This is a genomic window from Idiomarina sp. T82-3 (assembly GCF_001577655.1).
GTDB lineage: Bacteria > Pseudomonadota > Gammaproteobacteria > Enterobacterales > Alteromonadaceae > Idiomarina > Idiomarina baltica.
Genome location: NZ_LSBQ01000015.1, coordinates 24,152 through 45,788, shown reverse-complemented (window position 1 = coordinate 45,788; position 21,637 = coordinate 24,152). Strand labels below are relative to the sequence as shown.

Here is a 21,637-nt window from a genome sequence, read left to right as displayed (position 1 = left end):
ATACGCTAGTTATTATATTCTAGGTATTAGAGGTGTGATTTATGTCATCGTCGCGTGCATTCACGTTACATCAAACCGGGTTAATGAACTCTGTCTCGGAGCGCGCTTTCGATAATATCGCCTACTTAGCCAAACTTATCTTCAACACCGATATCGTTTTAATTTCTCTCATCGATGATGACCAACAGTGGTTCAAAGCCAAAATCGGGCTTTCACTATGCGAAACACCCGTTGATATCTCAATTTGCCAATTTACCATTCAAAGCGACGAACCCTTTATTATTAACGACGCGCTTACTGACAGTCGCTTCGTCAATAATCCGTTGGTGACCGGTTATCCATACATTCGCTTCTATAGTGGCATTGCACTCCACGCGCCCAATGGTCAGCGCATCGGGACACTATGCCTCATTCATGGCGCGCCACGCACAATCAGTAGCCAAGAGCTTAAGATCCAGCGCCATCTGGTGCACATGATCGAGTATGAAATCATGCGCCGCTCACAAGCGCCGCTTCAAGGTACCGTTCAACCGAGTCGCCTCAACGAAGTCATCATCAAGGCACAACACCTGTTGTTGACCAGTCATAACGACAAACTGACGTTCGATATTCTGCTCGATGACATACTCAAACTCACCTCCAGCGCATTTGGACTGATTGGCGAGGTGCTCTACGAAGATAACAGTCAACCCTACTTAAAGGTACATAGCCTCACCAACATTGCCTGGAGTGCTGAAACTAATGCGCTGTTTGAGCGAAACAAAACCGATGGACTTGAGTTTCGAAACCTCGATAACTTACTCTGTAAACCGCTTGTAACCGGCGATATCGTCATTACTAATAACGCGACCGAAGACAGTCGTTCAGGCGGCACACCTTACGGCCATCCGCCAATCAAAAACTACGTCGGGATTCCGGTTTATTCGGGCGAGACCATGGTGGGTTTAATCGGCCTTGCCAACGGTATCAACGAGTACACCAGCACCTTCGTTGATTCACTGCATGCGCTCATCTCTGTCGTTGGGGTATTAATTGAGCGCAACCGTATGGTGCAGGAACGTAAACAATTTACCGTCAGTTTGCAATATGCCGCCTACCACGATGAACTCACAGGACTGCCCAATCGACGCAAACTCGATCAAGAAATCAAATCACTGACGCACCGGCAACAACCCAGTCAATTTTCAGTCTGCTACATCGACTTGGATAGTTTTAAGCCCATCAATGACAACTACGGTCACGAAGTCGGCGATAAAATACTTAGGTTAGTTGCCAAACGTATCAAGCACCTGATTGGCACTCAAGACTCTGTTGCCCGGATCAGCGGAGATGAGTTCGTTATCGTCCTTAACGCGCCAGCGAACGACACAGATTATCAAAAAATAACCGATACCCTTGCTCAACCCTATGCCATCGACGATATCATGATTAATTTGTCAGCAAGCATGGGCGTGGCGGTTTACCCCAATGATACACAGCATGCGGACCAACTCATCCGTTTTGCCGATCAGTCCATGTACCAAGCAAAAAGCGAAGGTAAAAACCAAGTCAGTATACACGATGCGAAAAAGGCATCGGCGCGAGAGCACAAGATCGAACTTATCAAAGAGCTCATGTACGCCATTGATGATCGACAAATTGAATGTGTCTACCAGCCCAAGTTTGATATGAACACAAATACTGTGGTCGGTGTGGAGGTACTGAGTCGCTGGCGTCACAAAAAACGCGGCTTACTGATGCCCGGCGCCTTCATTCCTCAAGTTGAGGGCTCACAAGCGGCTATCGCGCTCGATCATTATGTACTTAACGAAGCGCATCAGTTACAGGCCGTTTGGCGGCGTTCCGGTCGAGACCTGAATCTCAGCGTGAATATCGGCGGTGATTACTTTACGAGTGAATTATTTAAGCGTCGTCTCGAAGCAATGGCAGAATCCAACACTGGGCGAAACAATGGCATCACGCTGGAAATACTAGAAACCACAACCATCGACGATCTTGATGAAGCAGTAGAAATACTGAACCGTTGCCATGAGTGCGGTTATCGCACCGCGCTCGATGACTTTGGTACGCACTATTCCTCACTGACGTACTTTAGACGCTTACCGGTGGATGAAATCAAAATCGATCGCAGTTTTATTACCAACCTCAAGCCAAATACCAATGACGAGGCGATCGTCGAGAGTATCATTTACCTGTCACGACGCTTCAATCGCGACGTAGTGGCAGAAGGTGTCGAGACTCAAGAACAGGCTGACCACCTACATGCACTCGGCTGCCACCTAATACAAGGTTACCTCATTTCGCCGCCTGTCAGCTTAGAAGAATTGAACTACAACGCCATTTTGTCATAAAACGTTCATTTAAATCCTTATAATGAACGGTCGATAGATATAAAATAATCCGTCTTTAAACCTATCGCCATGCGTCGTTCACTCTCAGATAATGGAATTTCAATGTCGATTAAGCAGAAGTTATACCTACTCGGCACCGGGGTTATCGTTGCCCTACTCGTGTTAATGGGGATATTTCTTTTCTCCCAAGCTCAAATCAAAACCATCAACCACGCCGATCAGCAACAGGCAAAGCTCAGTCGGCTCATCAGCGAGCTACGTATCGCCGAGAAAAACTTTTTGCTCGATAGCGACCTCAAATACAGCGAATCAGCTAAGCAACAAATTAGCTATATTCAAGACACTCTGAAACAACTCAAACAGACCGTTGATTACCCCACAGTCTTGAGCCTATTAGAACGCATTGAGGCGGCCGTAAGTGAATACCAACAGCGTTTTTCTGCGCTTGAGCAAGCGATGATAGAACGCGGTTTAACAAGAAAACTCGGCGCCTACGGTGCATTGCGCGAGGCGACACACCAACTTGAGGCGGTGCTCGACAAACGCGACGATAGCAAGACCTTAGTGACCCTGCTTCAACTTCGACGCTCAGAAAAGGACTTCATGCTGCGTTGGGAGGATGGCTATGTCGTAAAAGTGACACGAATTGCTAAGCAGCTTAACAGTCAATTGGCAGGCTCAACAAGCGACCAAAGCAAGGTCGAAGGCTATTTAGTGCAATTTAATCGCTTTGCTGACTTATCACGAAAAATCGGCTACACGCTAACCGAGGGGTTAAAAGGTGAACTCAGCGCGCAAGGTAATGACATAAATAGCGAACTGAATGCATTAAGCCGCGATCTCAATAAACAACTGCTCCAACAACAACGACAGGCAACATGGCTACCTATCGCTATTACTGTATTGATTATCGCACTGATGATCGTGATGTTGTATTGGGTGACCCGGTCAATCAATAAACCACTACAAACGTTGAAGTCACAACTCAGCCGTATTCAAGCAACGAATGATTTATCGCTACAACTCGATAAGCATCAAGATGACGAATTTGGAGCGGCCGTTGATCATGTCAACCAATTGCTCGCTTACTTCAGACGGGTCATAGCAAACATCCGACAAACAAGCAGCAATGTCGGTGAGCTTTCGCAGCAATTATCAGCCACCGTCTCCCATTCATCAAACAAGACAGAACAGCAAAACGGCGAAATCGAACAGGTCGCAGCCGCCGTCAATGAAGTCGGCTCAACCGCGCACACCATCGCTGAGGATGCCGAGAGTACGGCTCAGCAAGTCGATGAAATCGCGCAACAAGCCTCAACCGGTCGCAGTGTGATTAACTCAGCCGTTGAAAAGGTCAACTTTTTGGCCGAGCGCCTTGCCAACAGCAACCAACACGCGTCAGAACTGGCGAAACGTAGTCAAGGGATCAGAGACATTGTCGCGGTCATCAATGGTATCGCTGAGCAGACCAACTTGCTGGCACTCAATGCCGCAATTGAAGCGGCACGCGCTGGGGAGCAAGGTCGAGGCTTTGCCGTAGTCGCCGATGAAGTGCGTAGCTTGGCTCAACGTACCCAAGAGTCAATTAACGAAATTGAGCAAATAGCAACACAGCTGACAGAGCAAACGTCCGTTATTGTGCGCTCACTTGAAGAATGCAACGAACTCGGCGCTGACAGTCGCCAAGAAGCAACTCGTTCAGGTGAGCTCTTTACCGACATCAATACTCAGTTAATTAAAGTTAACGATCGGTCCGCATCCATTGCCACCGCCGTAGAGGAACAGTCAAAAGTAGTCGATGACACCTCGCAAAATGTTGTACGCATCAAAGACGCAACCAATGACATTTTGGCGGATGCACGCACCAATGCAGAGACGGCCGAGCAACTGAGTCGCTTCGCACGCGAGTTAGGCGATTCCGTTGCACAATTTAAATGCGATTCGGGTCACTAGGGATTCCTCATTTTTCATTAATATAGCCAAATACATTTGATAATTGTTCTTATTAGCAATATCATTCAGGCCATGTTAATGAATAATGGAATGCCCTATGACGCAAAGGCAATGGTTTAAACTTCACGGGTGGTGCTCGTTACCGATATGGGTTTTGTTTTGCTTTATCTGTATCACGGGTACCATTGCGGTATTTAGCCACGAGTTAACCTGGCTGTTTAACGAGAACGCTCGCGCCTTAAACCCGAACGACCTCGCCCCTATCGCCATGTCCGAGCGCGTCGCCGCGGTTAAAGCCTTGTATCCATCCGCACACATCACCACCGTCATGACATTCGAGTCCTACCTCACCAATGCGGTGATGTTTTCTGCCGATTCAGTCCCAGCGGGCATTGCTTACGTCAACCAATACACAGGCCAAGTGCAGGAAGTCAATCAAGGTATTACCTTTATCAACTTTATGCGGTCATTACACGGTTGGTTACTATTCCCATGGCAGAGTAGCTACAGCGTCGGCTACTACCTTGTATCAGCGATGTCATTTGTGATGATGGGCGCCTTAGTCAGCGGCTTGGTTATCTACAAACGCTTTTGGCGCGCGTATACCCAACCCAAGATTCGCGTGAAACAAGGCAAGAAATCTATTCTCTCCGATTTACACAAACACGCAGGCGCATGGTCTATCTGGTTCATCATGATCATGAGTTTGACCGGCTTGTGGTACTTCACCCAACAAGTGCTTTGGCATGCCGATATTGATATTGAGCCCCATGCGCCGGTCGTGAATATCGACGACGTTCCCCAAGGTCAAGCGCCAACAGAACCAAAGGTCAGCTTTGACCAAGCTATGCAGATTGCCCAAGCACAATTCAGTGATCTACAACCCAGTTATGTCATGATGCCCGAGCACAATCGAGATATGTATAAAATCATGGGGGGTGGTGACTTCATCTTCTATGATCAGTATGCCTACCGCTTAGCCATCAATCCATGGACGGGCGAAGTCGCGCAAGCCGACTCGCCTGCCAACATGTCGACCTTACAAACCGTCATGCATGTCGTTGATCCATTGCACTATGGCACTATCGGCGGTATCTGGACCAAAGCGATTTGGTTTGTTTTCGGTCTCATTTTGTCAGCGATGTCGATCACAGGGTTTATGATTTGGAGCTCAAAAATAGTACAGGCAGCGCGCGCTAAAAAAGCGGCTAAACGTGAGCAAAAGCTGTCAGAGCAAGGAGCATGATATGGCACGTTTGAAGAATACATTTTGGCATCGTAACAAATTCAAGTTATCGGGTCTGATACTCATACTCCCCATCTATTTTCTGTACGAGTCGTTACAACCACCGGAATTTCCCGAAGTATGGGAATCAAAACCTGTGGGGCAGCTTGAGCTGGCATTGCAGCCAATGAACAATGAACCACCCTACGCGCACCATGAAGATTGGGTGAAGGATTTTTCAGTTTGGGTCAATGATGGCGCCGTTAAAAACATTCGCCAAGCCTATATCAATATCGGCCCGCGTCCATTGCCATTGAACAAGCTCGAGCAAGACGATGTAGGTATTTTGCATGGCAGTGAAAGCTTACAACATGTGCATGCGATCGCATCACCAAACTTTTCGGCGTCCGACAAGGTCTGGCTGACGCTGCAGAACTGGGATGGCAGTCAACACGTTCAGTCCTGGTCATTACCGCCACAATGGATAGGCGAACAGATATAAATTGGACTAGCCAACGTCGCTCGTTTTGATTACTCTGCGCATATAACTTACTGGTGGAGTCATCGAGTTGCGCATTGACCGTGTGTTTAAAAAACTTGCGAATACGCTCCCCTTTATGATGGCGTTCGTGGATAACGAACGTCGGTATCAATATGTCAACGAGCGCTATGAGCAGTTTTTTGACGTCAAGCTCGACGAGCTTAAAGGCAAGTTGGTCGCCGAAGTGCTCGGTGAGCAATCTTACAAGCGTATCTCGCAGATCCACTCACGTGTTTTGGCCGGTGAGGATGTATCCTTGCGAGAAAAAGTCACGCTACGTAATGGCCGCGTTTTACAACTTGAGGTCAAGTACGTTCCCAACCAAAACCAACGTACGGGAAAAACAAACGGTTTCTTCGCAATTATTAACGATGTTACCCACTATGCATCGGCTTCCGAAGTGTTACGAGCGGTTCATGACGTAATGAACAAACAGTCCGTTGGGCTGCCCACTGAGCGTATTAACAAGTTACTTAAGCTCGGCTGTGAATACTTAGATACCGATATCGGCATCGTTAGCCGCGTGATTGATAATGAGTACACCGTAAAATACGAGTGGTCCACCGGTGACCCTATCCCGCCGGGCACACAGTTTGAACTCGGTAATACCTACTGCTCGGTCACCTTGGCGGCGAGTGACGTTATTGCCACACGTCACGCCTCAACGAGTAAGGAATTCAGCGGACACCCCTGCTATACCGCTTTTCAATTAGAGACCTATCTCGGTTTACCAATCCGTATCAACGGAAAAGTGTGGGGCACGCTCAATTTTTCCAGCAAAACCTCGCGTGGCACACCCTTTACCGATCTCGATAAAGAACTCATGGGGCTCCTCTGCTCGGCCATCGAAACGTTGATTATCAACAACTCAAAAACCGATAGGTTAGATCGCCTCGCCTATACCGACTTCCTCACTGGACTCAGTAACCGCTTATTCATTAATGAGTTTTTTGAGCGTTTGGTCTATCAAAATCGTGAACGCCTTAACCATTACTACTGCGTATTAGTCGATATTGACCACTTTAAACAGCTCAACGATCAGTTTGGTCACGATGCCGGCGATAGTGTATTGCAAGCGGTCGCCATTGAGTTCACCGATAGTCTACGAAGTGATGATGTATGCGCCCGCGTTGGCGGTGAGGAGTTCATGTTACTTATCCACGCTGACGACAAAGTCGATATCGCAAATGTCGTTGAGCGCCTTCGTAAGAATATAGAAAACCTAAAAATAGAACATGATGACGAAATCATTACGACGACGGTATCGATTGGTGTGACTAAATTACAAGAGCAAGACAGCTTTAACCTTGCGTATAAACGGGCTGATAAGGCGCTTTATCAAAGCAAATCAGACGGTCGAAACTGCTGCCGTTGGAACTAACATTAATTTTTTCTTAACTTCTGTGATCTAAAAAACGTAGTACTCACTAAACTATTACTCAATCGTTCTTAAAAATCGTAAGTTCAACAAGCTTTTTTAAAGTTGTTCAAAAAAAAATCGAACAATAAGAAGCGCTTTAACTGAGTATAACAAGATGGCAAAACTAACCTCTTCCTCTATCGTAGATATTCTCGGTGCCATTATCGCCGATGAACTTGGACGTCTGCGCATGGGTGATGAACAACTTTGGAAAGGTCGACAGTGGCAATCTAACACCCAAATAGTCTTTGCCAGCAAAGCAACGGGCGATGCACAAGAAGTCATCGTTGACTCGTTTGAATGGATGTCCATTGCTAGCCGCGTCGTTGAGTTTTTTCAGCTCGACAGCAGTGGATTAGAAGATTACCTGTTGCGTTTTTCAACCCTGCAACAATGGGCAGAGGTAATAGAAACGAGTCGAGAAGATCATCGACTCGATATTACGTTTTGTTCCTCGGGTTCGGTCGCACAGGTGTCACATCACCGCCATGATTGGATGGCGTTGCTTGCCGAAGCGCAATTTTTCGTCGATTTTATTAAGCGTCATGATGTCGAAATTGAGCGCGTCGTTAGTTTTGTACCACCGCACCATATCTACGGTTTTATCTTTTCAGTACTCATACCCGAACTTCTGGATATACCGGCCGTAAGAGGCCTCAAGGCGTTTTCAATGACCCAAGCACAGCAGCTTAAAAACAATGACCTGCTGATTGGGTTTCCCGCCGCTTTTGAACAGTTTGTACAGATGGACACGTCCTTTCCCCCAGCCGCCAATGCAGTCTGCTCAACGGGGCCCTGCGCACCTGCAGTACTAAGCACACTGACTCGTAATGGACTCAACAGTGTATTCGAGGTCTATGGTAGTACCGAAACTGGGGGCGTTGGTATTCGTAACGACCCCAATCAGCCTTACCAACTGTTGCCTCGCTGGATCAAGCAAGGCAAAGAACAATTAATGGATAATCTCTCGCGCGAACTCATTGATTTACCCGACAGCATTCAATGGCATGGCCCCGGCTTATTTGAGCCGCTAAACCGCAACGATGAGGTACTTTCAATCTGCGGAAAGTCAGTCCATCCAGAAGCTATCGCTGACGTAATCCGTCAACATCCCAATATCAGTGATGCACGGGTGCGGCTTAATCATGCTCAAGAGAGCCACTCCCTCAAAGCACTGCTGATAGCCGACCCAGAGCAACGCTCAGGTCAGGCAGAAACGTTGATCGCACAAGTGCGTACGTGGCTTGCCGATAAGCTTGAACCGCATGAGTTACCTAAACGTTTCGCTGTGCGTGACTCAATTCCAACCAACGAGCTCGGTAAAGAGATCGATTGGGAGTCACAGCCCGACCTAATGCGTCGTTAAGCATTACGGTGCACTGATGGCTTGTTGCGACTGACACAGCTCGACAAGCCAGTCTCTCAAAACTTGAATAGAACTGCGATTGGAAAGCGTGCTCGGCACCACAAAATAAAAACTGTCCCCCGTTTTAAGTCCATGCATAGGTAACCTGACTAACTCTTGCTCACGCTCCCGCTGGGTCGTCATAAACTCATTCAATAGCGCGATACCGTGGCTATGTTTAGCCGCCTCCGCTGCCAGCAATAAGTGGCTAAAATGATGCACCTTGGCACTGCTGGGTAATCGCACACTGCCCTGCTTGAACCACATTTTCCAATCATAGCCGGGCGTTGCATGGGCAAACGTATAAGTTGCTGAGAGTAATGGAAAGGCGAGTAAGGCACTTGGGTCGCGCAGATCGTTTAGCCGCGCCCGAATGTCGTAAGAGCAATACGGATATAAATATTCGTCGTACAAGTGGGTCACTTCAAAACCGCTCTTAGGGGGTTGTGTCGTTATAAAGCAATCCGCTAACGCGCGTTCGAACCCACCATCTTCGGTGAGCATGGTTAGCGTTAAATCCACATTTGGGTAGCGTTGCCGGAAGCGATCAACCGCTGGGATTAACCACTTAACCGCCAGTGAACCATAAGAAGCAAGGCGCACGAATCCTGCATCGCCGTGCTGAAGTTGCGAAAACTCACGCTCTATTTGCGCGAGCGGCTCCTCGATATTTTGGTAAAAGGCTTCACCCGCTGCGGTGAGCAACAGTTGTCGCCCTTTCCGAATAAACAAAGCTTGCCCTAACCGCTCCTCCAACAGTTTAATTTGGTGACTCACGGCGCTTTGCGATACGAATAACTCTTCAGCGGCTTTAGAAAAGCTGCCACGGCGAGCTACCATGGCAAAATAATGGATCGCTCTAAAAGGTACACTCATACATTAATATCTAAATTATTCATAGTTGCTAGATTTTAATATCATTTTTAATAATATCAAACACGTTTTATCCTAACCCCATCTTCAACAAATCATCAGGGGGTTCATCATGGATAAAGCGTTAATTGCTGCAGTGTTGTGGTTGGTGTTAGGCAATAATGTGGCGATTCTATCGGACTCACTGATTAAGATGTTGGACAGCTTCGATGCGCCATTTCAATTTGTCTTATTACGGCAAGTCAGTGCAGTACTCATCCTGCTACCATTGATCAAACTGCGTGGCGAAAGCTTGGCACCCAAAGGTTTGCGTTGGCATGCAGCGCGCGCGCACATTTGGCTGTTCGGCACCGCCTTGATGGTCCTGTCACTCACCACTCTGCCGCTTGCTACTGCCAATGCGTTATTTTACGCAGCGCCCATGCTGACGGTCATCATCGCACGCATGGCATTTAAAGAGCGCGTTACGTGGCACAGTACCGTCACTGTCGGGCTCGGCATGCTGGGCGTGTTGGTCATTGTGAACCCCACTGAATTTAACCCATTTGCCGTCGCGGCGTTACTGGTGGCGGGGAGCTTGGCCGTTAATAACCTACTGATCAAGAAGCTACCGCGCGAGCACGGTATTTTACAGACCTTGTTCCTAACCAACCTGCTGGGGCTTCCAGTCGGGATCGCGATGGCAATTTGGGAAGGTGCAGCGTTTGAATGGCAACGTATATTATTTGCCACCGGCTCAACACTGTTTATTATGATTTATGCTGCTACCTGTATCTACGCTTATCGGGCGGTCGATAGCGCAAAAGTTACCAGCGCCGAATATACAGGTCTGATTGGCGCCGTTGCGATTGGTATGGTGTTTTTCGCTGAACAGCCAGGGCTTAACTTTTACATTGGCTCAGCGATGATTGTTGCACCACTGATATGGCAAAGCTGGGCGTTACAGAAAAAACCAGCGACTTCTTAACCGAAGTCGCTGGTACAGCTGCTATTCATACAGCTTGGCGACCACCGTCATGTTCCATTCGCCCAACTGTTGCTCTTGCGCCTCATTAAACACCGTGCGTGCTGCTGAGGTCATCGGTGCGACTTGGTCAGCTGCTTGCAAACAATAGCCCAGATCTTTTTCAATCAAATCAACCGGAAACTGAGGATCGTACGCTTCGCTTACCATGGATTTGCGCACGATACCTGCGGTTTTGCTCCATACCGGTGTCGTCGATACCGCCTCGAGGATCGCATCCGGGTCTTGCCCTTGTCGCTTGAGCATGCCAATCAACTCTGCAATCGTCGTTACTTGAATACCCATTAAGGTGTTAGTGACTAATTTGGCAAGTGCGCCGGAGCCCATCTCACCGGTGTGATTGACTTTTTTACCCATCAGCGACAAGACAGGTTCGGCGCGGTTTACCAAATGGGCATCACCGCCCACTAAATAGACCAACTCTGCATTCTGTGCTTGCGGACGCGAACCTGACACGGGCGCCTCAATCAATTGTTTACCGCGTTGTTGAGCCTGCTGTGCCAGCTCTTTTACCCAGTCCACTGACAAAGTAGAGCTCTCAATCGCTATCGCATTGTCGCTCATACCTTTAAAAGCGCCGGTTTGCTCATCCAACCAAACCGCTGCAGAGGCATCATCATCACGCACCATCGTAATCACGAGTTCGGCGCCTTGTGCTGCCTCAGCCGGCGTATCAGCCCATTGCGCGCCTTGTTCAAGCAACGGCTTAGCTCGGGATTCAGTGCGATTCCAAACCGTCAAAGAATGTCCTGCATCAATGAGATGCTGCGCCATGCGAATACCCATCGCACCTAAGCCTAAAAATGCAATCTGTGTCATATTTACACCTTAATATTTGCCAAAACGAGCTAAGTAGTGTCAGTGTACTACGTATAACGAACGATTTTGATTAGCCATTAGTATCGAATGGTCTACAAATTAAGGAAGTCACCCAATTATGAAACGTATTTTCCAATTCCTCCTCAAAGGGTTAGCCATTTTGCTACCGATTATTGTCACCATCATGTTAGCGCGTTGGTTGCTCGTCACAGTGGAGACATGGTTGAGTCCGATTTGGAAAGCCTTGTTAGGCGAGAGCTATTACTTTCCGGGGCTCGCGTTCGCTAGCTTTCTATTACTTGCAGTACTCATTGGCTTTACCTCGCAATGGTCATTTTTGCAGTCCATTTGGCAATTACCAGGTAAGTTGATGAATAAGTTGCCCCTGCTACGCAACCTATACGGCACCATTAACGATGTGTTCGATATGATGCAGGGCAAAGACTTTGCCGATGAGTCGGTCGTGCTAGTGACGATGCCGGGCAGTAAAATGCAACTGATCGGTATCGTCACCAAACGCAGTGATAAAAAAGCCAAGGACAAAAACGATAAGTTAGTGAATATCATGCCAGACGACCACGTTGCCGTATTCCTACCAATGGCTTACAACGTCGGTGGCTATATGATTATGGTGCCAAAAGAGTGCGTTCAATCGATCGATATGAAGCCGGCTGACGCCCTGCAATTGACAATCAGCGCGGGGCTTGGCAAGAGTCAGGGCAACTTCAAATCAGATGAAAATGACTAAGAGGTTCGTTGCTGAGCTTTGTCCCGATACATCGCTTCATCAGCGCGAATCAAAACATCTTTAACTGTGTGTTCGGATGCATTAAAAACAGCTACGCCAATACTCAGTGAGGGTTGAATCGTCGCCGTGCCCCAATGTAAAACGCGATGTTCAATTTTTTGGCGCAAGCAATCAGCGAGACGTTGTGCGCTATCCTCATGCTTTACACGATGCATAATTACAATAAATTCATCGCCCCCAACTCTTGCAACTACATCGGTCATACGCACGCCATTCAAAATTTCGTTAGCGACCAACTTAAGCAATTGATCGCCTGCTTCATGCCCGTAGGTATCATTGACTGCTTTAAAACCATTTAAATCGATATTCAATACGGCAAACGACTGACGTTTATAACTGTCTGCAGTCAGCTGATTTAAGTGGTTCATCGTATATCGACGGTTATACAAGCCGGTCAGTTCATCCTCGTGCGCAAATCGACGCACCACGCGATATGAACGCCATAAGGCAAAAACGGCGGCGAAAATCAGTAAACCCAGTGAAATCAAACCAATACGCAGTGCCAACAGCTGTCGAGAGAGATTTAAAGGAACACCGCGATCAAACTGGGCCCCGACAACCCACTCACCATTGGGGATATTAATCGAGGTTGTGAAGTCGGCATTTTGAAAAATCTGCTTGTCGCCAAAAAACACCTCGCCGTTGTCCCCCTCTGCATCAACACCTCGAATAGCAATAGGCGCGTTAGACAACGCAGAAAAGCCCGACACACGCATGAGCGATTGGTAGTCGATAACAACACTGATACTGCCCCAGTAGTCCTTATTTTCGGGATAGTCGTTGAAAACGGGGAATCGAGCAATCACCGCCATCCCACCTTGCACCAACTCCAATGGCCCAGATAGAAACACGTCTTGTAATTGGCGCGCCTTAAGCACCGTTCGGTACTGTTTAGGTACGGTTCTAAAATCAAGCCCTATCGCTTTCTCGTTACCTTTGGGTGGGTAATTCAATAAAATGACGTCATTAGGCGCAATACCCACGTTCCGAACATGAGTCGACTTGCTCATCAGTTTTTTACCAAGCGAGGTCCAATTATCAATCGCAATCTGGGGGTCAATGGTGATAACGGTGGCGAGGCTATCGGCCAAGAATACATCGCGAAAAAGTTCGGCTTCTAACTTTGATTTTGCCAACGAGACCACTTCGCGTAGCCGCTCGTTTTGCTTGGTCTGCTCACGCTCTTTTAACAAACCGACGATGATATCAGTCGCTTGTATCACGGCGAGCATGTAGACAATAAAAATGATGATACTAACTATGTACTGCTGTTTCTTCACACCGGCACCAAATGCTCACCCAAGTTTCGATTATTTTGAAGCATACGTTTAAAACTGCGACTGATGCCTTTATTACAAAAATTATTACAATGAGTAAAAGGTTATTTTAAAGTTACTTTAACTCACTCGCCTCCTACTCGTGTTCACGAGCAGTCGACTTATTTTTAAATAGAATATAGCCGATGAGCGTTATCAACTGCACCAACATGTAGCCCGCCATCGTTGGGAAAGACCCATCGGCCAGCACCACCATGCCAAAAATAATCAACGGAAAACAAACAACAAAGAGTTCAAACAAAGCACGTTTTACCCACGCACCCTTTTCCTGGTCAGCCATACCACCTCTCCACAAGCCATCATCACTAACAGCTCTAAATTAATAGCCTTTAAAGTAACCCGCGATTTCTTCACCTCGTTCATGTTCGCTTTGCGCTAAAAACAATTGATAGAGGTTTTGCTTAATCAACTTACGTCGAAGCAAAAATATATTAACAGAAATGTAAGCCGCGAGGGTGACCGCCGTTAAAACAGGCAGCAAAATCATGAAAGTAACCAGTGGTAAAGGGTAGACACTCAGAGTAAGTACGCAGCACAGCGCTACAGAAACGAGCATCAGCTCGCCTTTTATCGCATTAAGTGCGACCATTAAAATTTTTAAATTCAACATACGACATTATTATTGTTGTAATCACACAGACCATTGTAAACATCGAGTAAATAGTTGAGCGAGCAACCAGATCGTGTTTACATTAAAATAACAATCATCCATATTGTAGGAACAAGATTACAAAATCAAGGACGTCCAATGAAAAAAGTCATCTTCGTATTTGCGCTGCTCGCCAGTCTATCAGCTTGCGAAAGCCATCAAGCTGAGCCATATCAAAAAGACCGCTCGGTCGAGTCTCGAGATGAATACAACGGTTTCGAAGGCATGGATCAGTACCAAAAAGATGAACTCGAGCGGATGAAAACAGATAAATCTGAAGCTTGCCAACAAGCACAAATCGACCTTGCCAAAGCGGAAAGTGAAGGGGATGCAAAACGTATCAAACGTCTAAAAGCGCTGGTAGAGGACGTATGCAACTAATCATCGATGCTTGCTTCGCGTTAAGCGGGCTGATAAAACGGGGCTTTAGTCGTTTAACTGCGGAGTCACCGTGAATTTAGCCCGTCTCGTCACCCGAATGAAAGCCGATCGCCCCTACTCCCGCCACGCGGGGAACTGGGTCATTGCAGCCGAAAGTGATCGCGGTCGGATTATTAATTCGGCGGCGGTGCGCCGTTTGCAACAGAAAACACAAGTTTTTCCGCTAGAACGCAACGCAGCGGTACGTAGCCGTTTAACGCACTCACTCGAGGTCCAACAAAATGGGCGTTATATTACGCGCGAGATAGGTGAGCGGCTCAAACGAGGGGGCCACTTTGAGACGTTAACAGAACAAGGCTCTTCACCCCATGAACTATTTCGAGTGATGGAGAGCTGTGTCGAAATGGCGTGTATCATGCACGATATCGGCAATCCGCCTTTTGGTCACTTTGGCGAGGCAGCAATCAGTAGCTGGTTTGCGACGCATAATGATGAACTATTTGCCAATTTCGATGAACCGGATGCCGCCGATATTAAAAATGAATTGCAGAGTTTCGAAGGTAACGCCCAGGCGATTCGTTTAATTCACTCACTCATGGGTCTAAATCTGACGTACACCCAGATCGCGGCGGTTTTAAAGTACACGCGCTTAGCGAGCCAGCCGAAGCCCAGTAAAGATGACCCATTAAGTTATCTGGGTAAAAAACCAGGCTATTATCTGGCCGAGCAAGCACTGATCAACGATCTCTATCAAGTATTGGAGCTCCCAACTGGGCACCGCCACTTCCTAAGCTACATAATGGAGGCGGCCGACGATATCTCTTACGGCATAGCCGATCTTGAGGATGCCGTCGAAAAACACGTTCTTAACCGCGAACAAGTTGCCGAAGGTATTCGAGAACACTTTAGTCGCTTAGGCGGCGACCCCGACCAAGCCGAACTTTTGTACAACGGTAAAGCGATTTCAGTAAACGACATTTTAAAAAAAGCCAACCAATACGCGGCAAACGATAGCATTGATACCGATAATCAGTTTTTTATCTGGCTACGCGTCTACATCCATAATATATTGGTCAATCACGCTGCGCAGCGCTTTATCGACAACTTTGACGCTGTAGTTGATGGTCACTTTAATGAAGCTTTACTCGAGGATGATAGCCCTGCTCACCGGCTTAGCGAAGCGCTGCAAAACCTCGCCCTCAACCGGGTATTTAATCAACCCGAAGTCGAGCAACAGGAGCTGCGCGGTCATACCATTATTCTCGGCTTACTCGATATTTATGCCCCGTTACTCAAACTCTCTAGGGAAGACTTTCAAGGGCTGGTGCGTGAAGAGGCTAAAATACAACGCGTTTACCCACTAGCAAGCCGTTTATGTCATAAACTATCAGGTAAACACGTGCGCGCTTATGTCAAAGCAACCGATGCCGACGTCTCGCCACTTTGGGAACGCTACTATCGCTGTCGCTTAATTCAAGATTATATTAGCGGTATGACCGACCAGTTTGCATATGATGAATATCGTTCACTGCGCGTTATCGATTAAACGACGGAGTCGCGCGTAATGCGCGACCTACCACGAGCCGTACATCGGATTAGGTAAAATAACAACATCCTTGCCAAAGCGAGGCAATAAGGCGCTCGGATCCGCAGATGCTTGCGTAGTTTTCGCAATATCTTCAATATTGTCGCCTACTTGCATCACGATGTTATGCGGCTGTGACCATTCGGCGACCGCCTCATCAGAAGGGTTATAACAATCAACATCGCCGGTCATTAGCTGTTGGCGACGCAGATCTTTGTCATTCACAATCTGCTGACCATCGACCGCGTCCTTGTCCGCTTGGCTGCGCCCCATCAGGCACGTATTGTCAGTGTTAATTGGCAAGCCCATGGCTTCAAGGTTTTGCCAGGTATAACTATCCAATTGCTTGTTTCTATTGGTAACCAACGCGACTTTGCCTCCCGCGCTCACCACGGACGTAATAAAGTCACTCGCTCCTGGCACCAGTTTCGCCTGTTTACTTTTGACCCACTGATTCCAGCTTGCTGTCGAGTACGATTGCCCCGATTGACTCAGCATCGCTTGATAACCGCTGTTATCCAGCACCGTCTCGTCGACATCCATCACCACAACCCAGTTTGTCGGTAGCTCACGCTGCATAAGCTGTAACGCTGCGTCTCGGTATATGGCTCGAGTGATGAGTGGGTATTCTTTGCTTTGCGTTTGCCACTTTACTGACGGAGGCAAAACGGTCGACGCCGAGCTTCCCTCGTGGTTTGGCTTTGTACTACAGGCACTCAATAAAGTTAGACTTAAAGTGGTTACCAGGGCCGTTACAGTTAGTTGCACAACATTCTCCTTTTAGAAAAGCGAGGTCGCATTATCCACCGAGCAAAAATCTAGCGCAATACAACACGGTTACGTCCAGCCTTCTTGACGCTGTAAAGATTTTCGTCAGCACGCTTTAATATCGCCGCAGCAGTATTATTTTTCGCACGCACCGTGGCACCCAAGCTATAATACCGCTCGCGACTTTAACGGTCGAGAGGAGCAACGCAGGTAACCAGAGCGGAAATAAACAACCAACAAATAACCAAACGAATGCGGGTACCACCCTTATTTAGCGTTGTAAACTTCTTTCAATATGGCGCACCACGCGCGAAATACGACTAGGCAGCTGCGGACCTTTGCGCGTTACACAGTAGATGGGTTCAGCCACAGGCTGTGGTAATCGATGAATGAGGTAATAATGAGCAACGTATTTCCCAGAACTTTCTCACATATTGGATTGTCTGTTCCCGATCTCGATAAAGCGGTAGAGTTTTATACTGAAGTACTCGGTTAACCTACAGCGATGGCGCTTACTAAGGCGCCAAGCTGGCCAATTGACTGTCAGAAGATTTAAGTTGTGCCAGCTGTTGCTTGAAGCCCTCAAGCGCGGAACCTTGTAACCGCGCTTGAGCCGGCGCTTTGATATCGAGAGGATTTATAGCGCGGCCATGACGATGTACTTCGTAATGCAAATGACGCCCCGCGGAGAGACCGGTTCTACCTAAATAGCCAATCACATCCCCTTGTTGAACGTGGTCACCGGGTTTGAGCCCTTCAGCAAAACCATTCAAATGCGCATATAAAGTCTCATAACCATCACCATGATCGATCACCACCGCATTACCAAAACTCCCGTATCGATTCGCGCGCTTAACCACGCCGCGACCCGCAGCCATGATGGGGGTGCCTATCGGCGCGCTAAAATCAATCCCTTTATGCATGCGATCATAGCCCAATACGGGATGATGACGATTGCCATAATAAGATGATAGACGCGCACCGTTAAGAGGCGTTTTCAACAAAAAGCTCTGTGCTAAACGGCCATCGGGGAAATAAAACGAGCCCTTGTAGCGAATTAAACGATAGTCCTCTCCAGCATTAGTAAACCGCAAATAAGTCAGTAGTAGCGGGTTTTGTAAATGGCTGAAAAGCGGTTTAAAACTCACCACCTCCGTGCGTTCAAAGCGCACTTCCATCAGATCCCCGGGCTGCACTTGGCGTTGGAAATCAACAAAATGCGAAAGCGCCATCACTGAGCTGTTGATCACACCATTAGGTATTCCATTTTGTTCGGCATCTTGATACAAGCTATTGTGGATCACCAAGTCATGCTCTTCAGCCAATTGCTCGGTTGGCACATGCAATAGCTCGACATGCCATTGACCCTCGACATAAGTGGCTTGCACCAGCTCGCCATACTCACGCGCCAAACGAATACGATGTTGACCCGGAGCGGGCTGTGCGACCGCAATATTGACACCGACTTGCAGCCGTCCTAAGTCAATCACAGATTCAGCCGCCATCGCCAATAACGCAACCTGTCGTTGCGAAATACCCTGTTTACCCAGCAAGGTCGTGAGGTTCTGACCCGGGGCTAATGTCACTAGCGTCCCCGAACGTGAGCCACGGATCGTATTGGTGGGAACTTGCCCATAATCGGCGTCAAGCTCGGCAGAAAAAGGCGTGATCGGTTGGGGAATAGATGCGGATTGGAATGACGGGTGAGGGTCATCAACTAACCAAACACCTAATAACGTCACAATCGCTACAAGTAGGATCAGTTTACGATTCAAAGGCGAATTCCCGTGCATCTTGATTCATTCTAGCCACCGACAGCAATTTTAAGGCGTGACAAAATACCATCATTGCCATAACGCGACAAGTCAACGAGCAGGCGTTTACAGAACCTAAACTCAAGAACTTGACGACCTTTGACGTCGACCTTCGTTTTATAACACATTATATAGCGAGTCTTTTTTTTAATGTTTGCTATACTAAAGTGTGCTATGTATATTAGCGCACCCTGTGACTAGTAGAGCTTTTCTCTACTGGATCGTTTTCTCGTTGCTTGCACACTGGGTATGTTACAATGATTCTAATAATTACTGCGTTGCTCCTAATAGCCTGCACGCCACTACTCCATGCTATTGCGCACCAACGACGTTATAGCGTTAAGTATGGAGAGCTCCGTTCAGGCCTCGTTTCCAACGTTATTCTTGGTTTACTCATCCTCGTGGTCATTTTGGCGATCGTGAACATGAGCTCGGTGACTGAAGCCTTTGTCACCGACAGCGGTATCGGTATTGGTCTTTTAGTATTGGCCGTTCTCTTGCTCGGTTATTTAATCGCTGAGTCGATTTTAGTCAAAGGTTCATTTGATGAGCGAACAATAAGCTACTCCACCCCCTGGCGTAAGCCGCAAAGTGGTCAATGGAGTGAGCTTAAAAGTGCGCGTTTTTCATCATTAACCGGTCGTTATATTTTGAAGTTCGCCGACGGCACCGTCATTCGTATCTCGAAGTCAGTCGAGGGGCATGGTTGGTTACTCGACTTTTTAGCACGACGCAATGTGACCGTTCGTTAACGTTATTCAGTTCGAGGCCTCAACAGGCCTCGAACTGCACTTCACACTCGCCATTCAGTAGATTCAAACGTACTTTTCGATAACCGAACTCGCCTACATCCGCTTCCTTAATGTTGACCCCATACGCAAGTAATGCCTGAAAGGCTGCCGTAGCATTTTTTTGCCCCACTGGGCGTAGCTGTTCTTCGCCTAAAACGCTGCGCATGCGCTCACCGGCGGTCAGTTGACCACCGCCAAAAATGCGACCATCGAACTGACTGAGTTTTAAATTTCGTTCCTCTGCCAACTGAGCAAATAATGCCATTGCTTTATCGCAATAGCGTGCCGGCAGTGTTCGCTCCAGCAATTCAACCGTTTCCTCAAGCAATCCACGCATTTCTACCATTTCGGGATGCAGGTCTTGTTTGCGTGAAAACGCCAGCAACTGCTGATTTAAGCGCGCGCCCCGCTCTGAGGCTTTGATGATCAATTGTGCCGTTCGCTTTAATCGATCATCATCGGCAAGTTGCCATGCGAGCAGTTCCGCATTGTTCATAATAACCGTAAGCAGGTTGTTAAAGTCGTGCGATATGCCGCCCGTAAGCTGACCCAACGCTTCCATTTTCTGTGATACAAATAATTGCTGACTCAGTTCTTTATGCTCGGTCACATCCGATGCCACCGCCGCTAATCGACTTGCTTTACCAGTGGGATCATCACCCTCTAAATAAATTGGAAATACACGGTCATTGATCCAACGGATAGCACCATCCGGTCGGATAATTCGGTATTCCATCACTACGGGTTCATAAAAGCTACGTTCGCGCAGTGCCAGAATGTCTGCTTTATCATCAGGATGCACACAATCAAACCAACGCTCAGTGTTTTCCACCACCTCAGCAATGGATACTCCATAAACGCGTTCAAATGCCGGTGACAAATAGACTAATTCATTACTTTGTACGTCTTCTAACCAAAAGATTTCGTCAATGCGCTCAGCGAGTTCAAGAAATCGTCCCTCACTTTGGCGTAGTTCTAATTCGATACGGTTGCGACGATACTCTGAACGTAACATCGCAAGAATGATAAAGCCCATGACTAAGATCGTGCCAAACAGGGACACAAAAAACCAGAACTGCTGAGCTTCGCGGTCGTTAATCAAATTGCGCATCAGCTGTCGTTCTAATAAATGTACTTGGGATTGGAAGCTGTACGCTTGGTCGTTTAAATGGGGTGAGCCATCCTCATCATTGAGCTCGGTTTGGAAGTCTCTCAACAATGCACGAAATTTATCTCTGAGGTCGTTATTATTGAGTCGTTCACTGACGGTGGTAAAGTTATGTAGTGCCGATTGGATACGTCCTACGTAATAGGCTTGTTGCAGCGCATCCGAATCGGGTGTCATCGACAGCCCAAGCAAGCCACTACCAAAATCATCCGCTGCCACATCCAACAGTTCCAGCGTATCAATTCGATAGGCGACTTCGCGTTCTTTATTGATATGTAAACCGACTAAAGATACAACGAATACAAGAAAGCCGATTGCGATAATAACCAGCTGTGAAGAGATCAACCGTTGCTGGCGTTTATAAATTTTAGACATCCCGTCAGTCGTTTCCATGGCGCATTTAGAACCTAATTTGCATCATAGCCCAACCGACCCAATAACAACAGACTATTTTTTAATCACTTCAAAACACATTGATCGCACTTCTCGATATCACGGTAGAGCTTTTGCGCCTCCAGCATGGCATGTTGGATCGTCATTTGTTTTCCCAACGATACAACGCCAGGCTTACCTTTGGTTTTTATGCATCCGTGCTGGTGTACCAACCGTTTTATTTGTCCGTTATCTAACTGACCAATGCCCAAAACATAATAGCGCATCGCCAATACCTCGCTTTACGATTATTGGGCAAAAGTTTAAAAAAACGATCGTCGCGCAACAATAAG

At 47.5% G+C, this 21,637-nt stretch carries 20 protein-coding genes and 1 pseudogene; 12 read left to right on the top strand and 9 right to left on the bottom strand.

From position 1 onward, the window contains the following. The first annotated feature begins 41 nt into the window (after window positions 1-41). The 6 genes from AWU56_RS09610 (at window position 42) to AWU56_RS09585 (ending at window position 8,856) form a co-directional block, all read left to right on the top strand. A complete protein-coding gene (locus tag AWU56_RS09610; protein WP_286682378.1) occupies window positions 42-2,351 on the top strand; it encodes a bifunctional diguanylate cyclase/phosphodiesterase in 2,310 nt (769 codons plus the stop codon). Between the two features lie 102 nt (window positions 2,352-2,453). Continuing rightward, the gene (locus tag AWU56_RS09605) at window positions 2,454-4,304 is read left to right on the top strand and encodes a methyl-accepting chemotaxis protein (RefSeq protein WP_286682377.1); all 1,851 of its coding nucleotides are present in this window, start codon (window positions 2,454-2,456) and stop codon (window positions 4,302-4,304) included. 97 nt (window positions 4,305-4,401) lie between these two features. Continuing rightward, window positions 4,402-5,550, top strand: coding sequence for a PepSY-associated TM helix domain-containing protein (locus tag AWU56_RS09600; protein WP_286682376.1), 1,149 nt, complete (start codon window positions 4,402-4,404; stop codon window positions 5,548-5,550). A 1-nt stretch (window position 5,551) separates the two neighbouring features. Further along, complete coding sequence (locus AWU56_RS09595; RefSeq protein WP_286682375.1) at window positions 5,552-6,031, top strand: PA2404 family protein; 480 nt, start codon at window positions 5,552-5,554, stop codon at window positions 6,029-6,031. Window positions 6,032-6,098: 67 nt separating this feature from the next. Continuing rightward, window positions 6,099-7,451 (top strand): sensor domain-containing diguanylate cyclase, encoded by a 1,353-nt coding sequence (locus AWU56_RS09590; protein ID WP_286682374.1) that lies wholly within the window; start codon window positions 6,099-6,101, stop codon window positions 7,449-7,451. 154 nt (window positions 7,452-7,605) lie between these two features. After that, window positions 7,606-8,856 (top strand): hypothetical protein, encoded by a 1,251-nt coding sequence (locus tag AWU56_RS09585; protein ID WP_286682373.1) that lies wholly within the window; start codon window positions 7,606-7,608, stop codon window positions 8,854-8,856. A 3-nt stretch (window positions 8,857-8,859) separates the two neighbouring features. Here the strand turns inward: AWU56_RS09585 and AWU56_RS09580 are convergent, their stop codons facing one another. Continuing rightward, window positions 8,860-9,771 carry a LysR family transcriptional regulator gene (locus AWU56_RS09580; RefSeq protein WP_006955038.1) on the bottom strand — a complete coding sequence of 304 codons (912 nt, stop codon included), beginning with the start codon at window positions 9,769-9,771 and terminating at the stop codon, window positions 8,860-8,862. Between the two features lie 109 nt (window positions 9,772-9,880). On the opposite strand from AWU56_RS09580, the gene AWU56_RS09575 reads away from it, so the two are divergent. After that, window positions 9,881-10,735: a DMT family transporter gene (locus tag AWU56_RS09575; protein ID WP_286682372.1), complete on the top strand. Its 855-nt coding sequence runs from the start codon at window positions 9,881-9,883 to the stop codon at window positions 10,733-10,735. A 21-nt stretch (window positions 10,736-10,756) separates the two neighbouring features. On the opposite strand, the gene AWU56_RS09570 is transcribed toward AWU56_RS09575, so the two are convergent. Further along, on the bottom strand, window positions 10,757-11,611 hold the full coding sequence (locus tag AWU56_RS09570) for an NAD(P)-dependent oxidoreductase (RefSeq protein ID WP_286682371.1): 855 nt from the start codon (window positions 11,609-11,611) through the stop codon (window positions 10,757-10,759). Window positions 11,612-11,729: 118 nt separating this feature from the next. Here AWU56_RS09570 and AWU56_RS09565 point away from each other — a divergent pair, with 118 nt between their 5' ends. Continuing rightward, entirely contained in the window at window positions 11,730-12,359 is a 630-nt protein-coding gene (locus AWU56_RS09565) for a DUF502 domain-containing protein (protein WP_286682370.1), read from the top strand. Here the strand turns inward: AWU56_RS09565 and AWU56_RS09560 are convergent. From AWU56_RS09560 to AWU56_RS09550, 3 genes are all read right to left on the bottom strand, one after another. Beyond that, window positions 12,356-13,699: a diguanylate cyclase domain-containing protein gene (locus AWU56_RS09560; protein WP_286682369.1), complete on the bottom strand. Its 1,344-nt coding sequence runs from the start codon at window positions 13,697-13,699 to the stop codon at window positions 12,356-12,358. The genes AWU56_RS09565 and AWU56_RS09560 overlap by 4 nt on opposite strands. A gap of 133 nt (window positions 13,700-13,832) precedes the next feature. Further along, window positions 13,833-14,036: a hypothetical protein gene (locus AWU56_RS09555; protein WP_006955033.1), complete on the bottom strand. Its 204-nt coding sequence runs from the start codon at window positions 14,034-14,036 to the stop codon at window positions 13,833-13,835. Between the two features lie 39 nt (window positions 14,037-14,075). After that, window positions 14,076-14,366, bottom strand: a complete 291-nt coding sequence (locus tag AWU56_RS09550; protein WP_286682368.1) for a hypothetical protein — start codon at window positions 14,364-14,366, stop codon at window positions 14,076-14,078. A 138-nt stretch (window positions 14,367-14,504) separates the two neighbouring features. Between AWU56_RS09550 and AWU56_RS09545 the strand changes: the two genes are divergently transcribed. Then, window positions 14,505-14,786, top strand: a complete 282-nt coding sequence (locus AWU56_RS09545) for a hypothetical protein (protein WP_006955031.1) — start codon at window positions 14,505-14,507, stop codon at window positions 14,784-14,786. A 97-nt stretch (window positions 14,787-14,883) separates the two neighbouring features. After that, window positions 14,884-16,332: a dGTPase gene (gene dgt, locus AWU56_RS09540; protein ID WP_416361538.1), complete on the top strand. Its 1,449-nt coding sequence runs from the start codon at window positions 14,884-14,886 to the stop codon at window positions 16,330-16,332. Between the two features lie 27 nt (window positions 16,333-16,359). Here dgt and AWU56_RS09535 read toward each other — a convergent pair whose 3' ends face one another. Further along, window positions 16,360-17,139, bottom strand: coding sequence for an HAD family acid phosphatase (locus AWU56_RS09535; protein WP_286682366.1), 780 nt, complete (start codon window positions 17,137-17,139; stop codon window positions 16,360-16,362). 400 nt (window positions 17,140-17,539) lie between these two features. On the opposite strand from AWU56_RS09535, the pseudogene AWU56_RS09530 reads away from it, so the two are divergent. Continuing rightward, window positions 17,540-17,632: pseudogene (locus AWU56_RS09530) on the top strand (VOC family protein); the annotation flags it as partial. A gap of 22 nt (window positions 17,633-17,654) precedes the next feature. On the opposite strand, the gene AWU56_RS09525 reads toward AWU56_RS09530, so the two are convergent. Further along, a complete protein-coding gene (locus AWU56_RS09525) occupies window positions 17,655-18,914 on the bottom strand; it encodes a M23 family metallopeptidase (RefSeq protein WP_286682365.1) in 1,260 nt (419 codons plus the stop codon). 296 nt (window positions 18,915-19,210) lie between these two features. Between AWU56_RS09525 and AWU56_RS09520 the strand changes: the two genes are divergently transcribed. Beyond that, a complete protein-coding gene (locus AWU56_RS09520) occupies window positions 19,211-19,705 on the top strand; it encodes a hypothetical protein (RefSeq protein ID WP_006955026.1) in 495 nt (164 codons plus the stop codon). 19 nt (window positions 19,706-19,724) lie between these two features. Here AWU56_RS09520 and AWU56_RS09515 read toward each other — a convergent pair whose 3' ends face one another. Together AWU56_RS09515 and AWU56_RS09510 are read right to left on the bottom strand one after the other, a co-directional pair. Further along, complete coding sequence (locus tag AWU56_RS09515; RefSeq protein WP_286682364.1) at window positions 19,725-21,287, bottom strand: PAS domain-containing protein; 1,563 nt, start codon at window positions 21,285-21,287, stop codon at window positions 19,725-19,727. A gap of 83 nt (window positions 21,288-21,370) precedes the next feature. Then, window positions 21,371-21,571, bottom strand: a complete 201-nt coding sequence (locus tag AWU56_RS09510; protein WP_286682363.1) for a hypothetical protein — start codon at window positions 21,569-21,571, stop codon at window positions 21,371-21,373. Window positions 21,572-21,637: the final 66 nt, after the last annotated feature.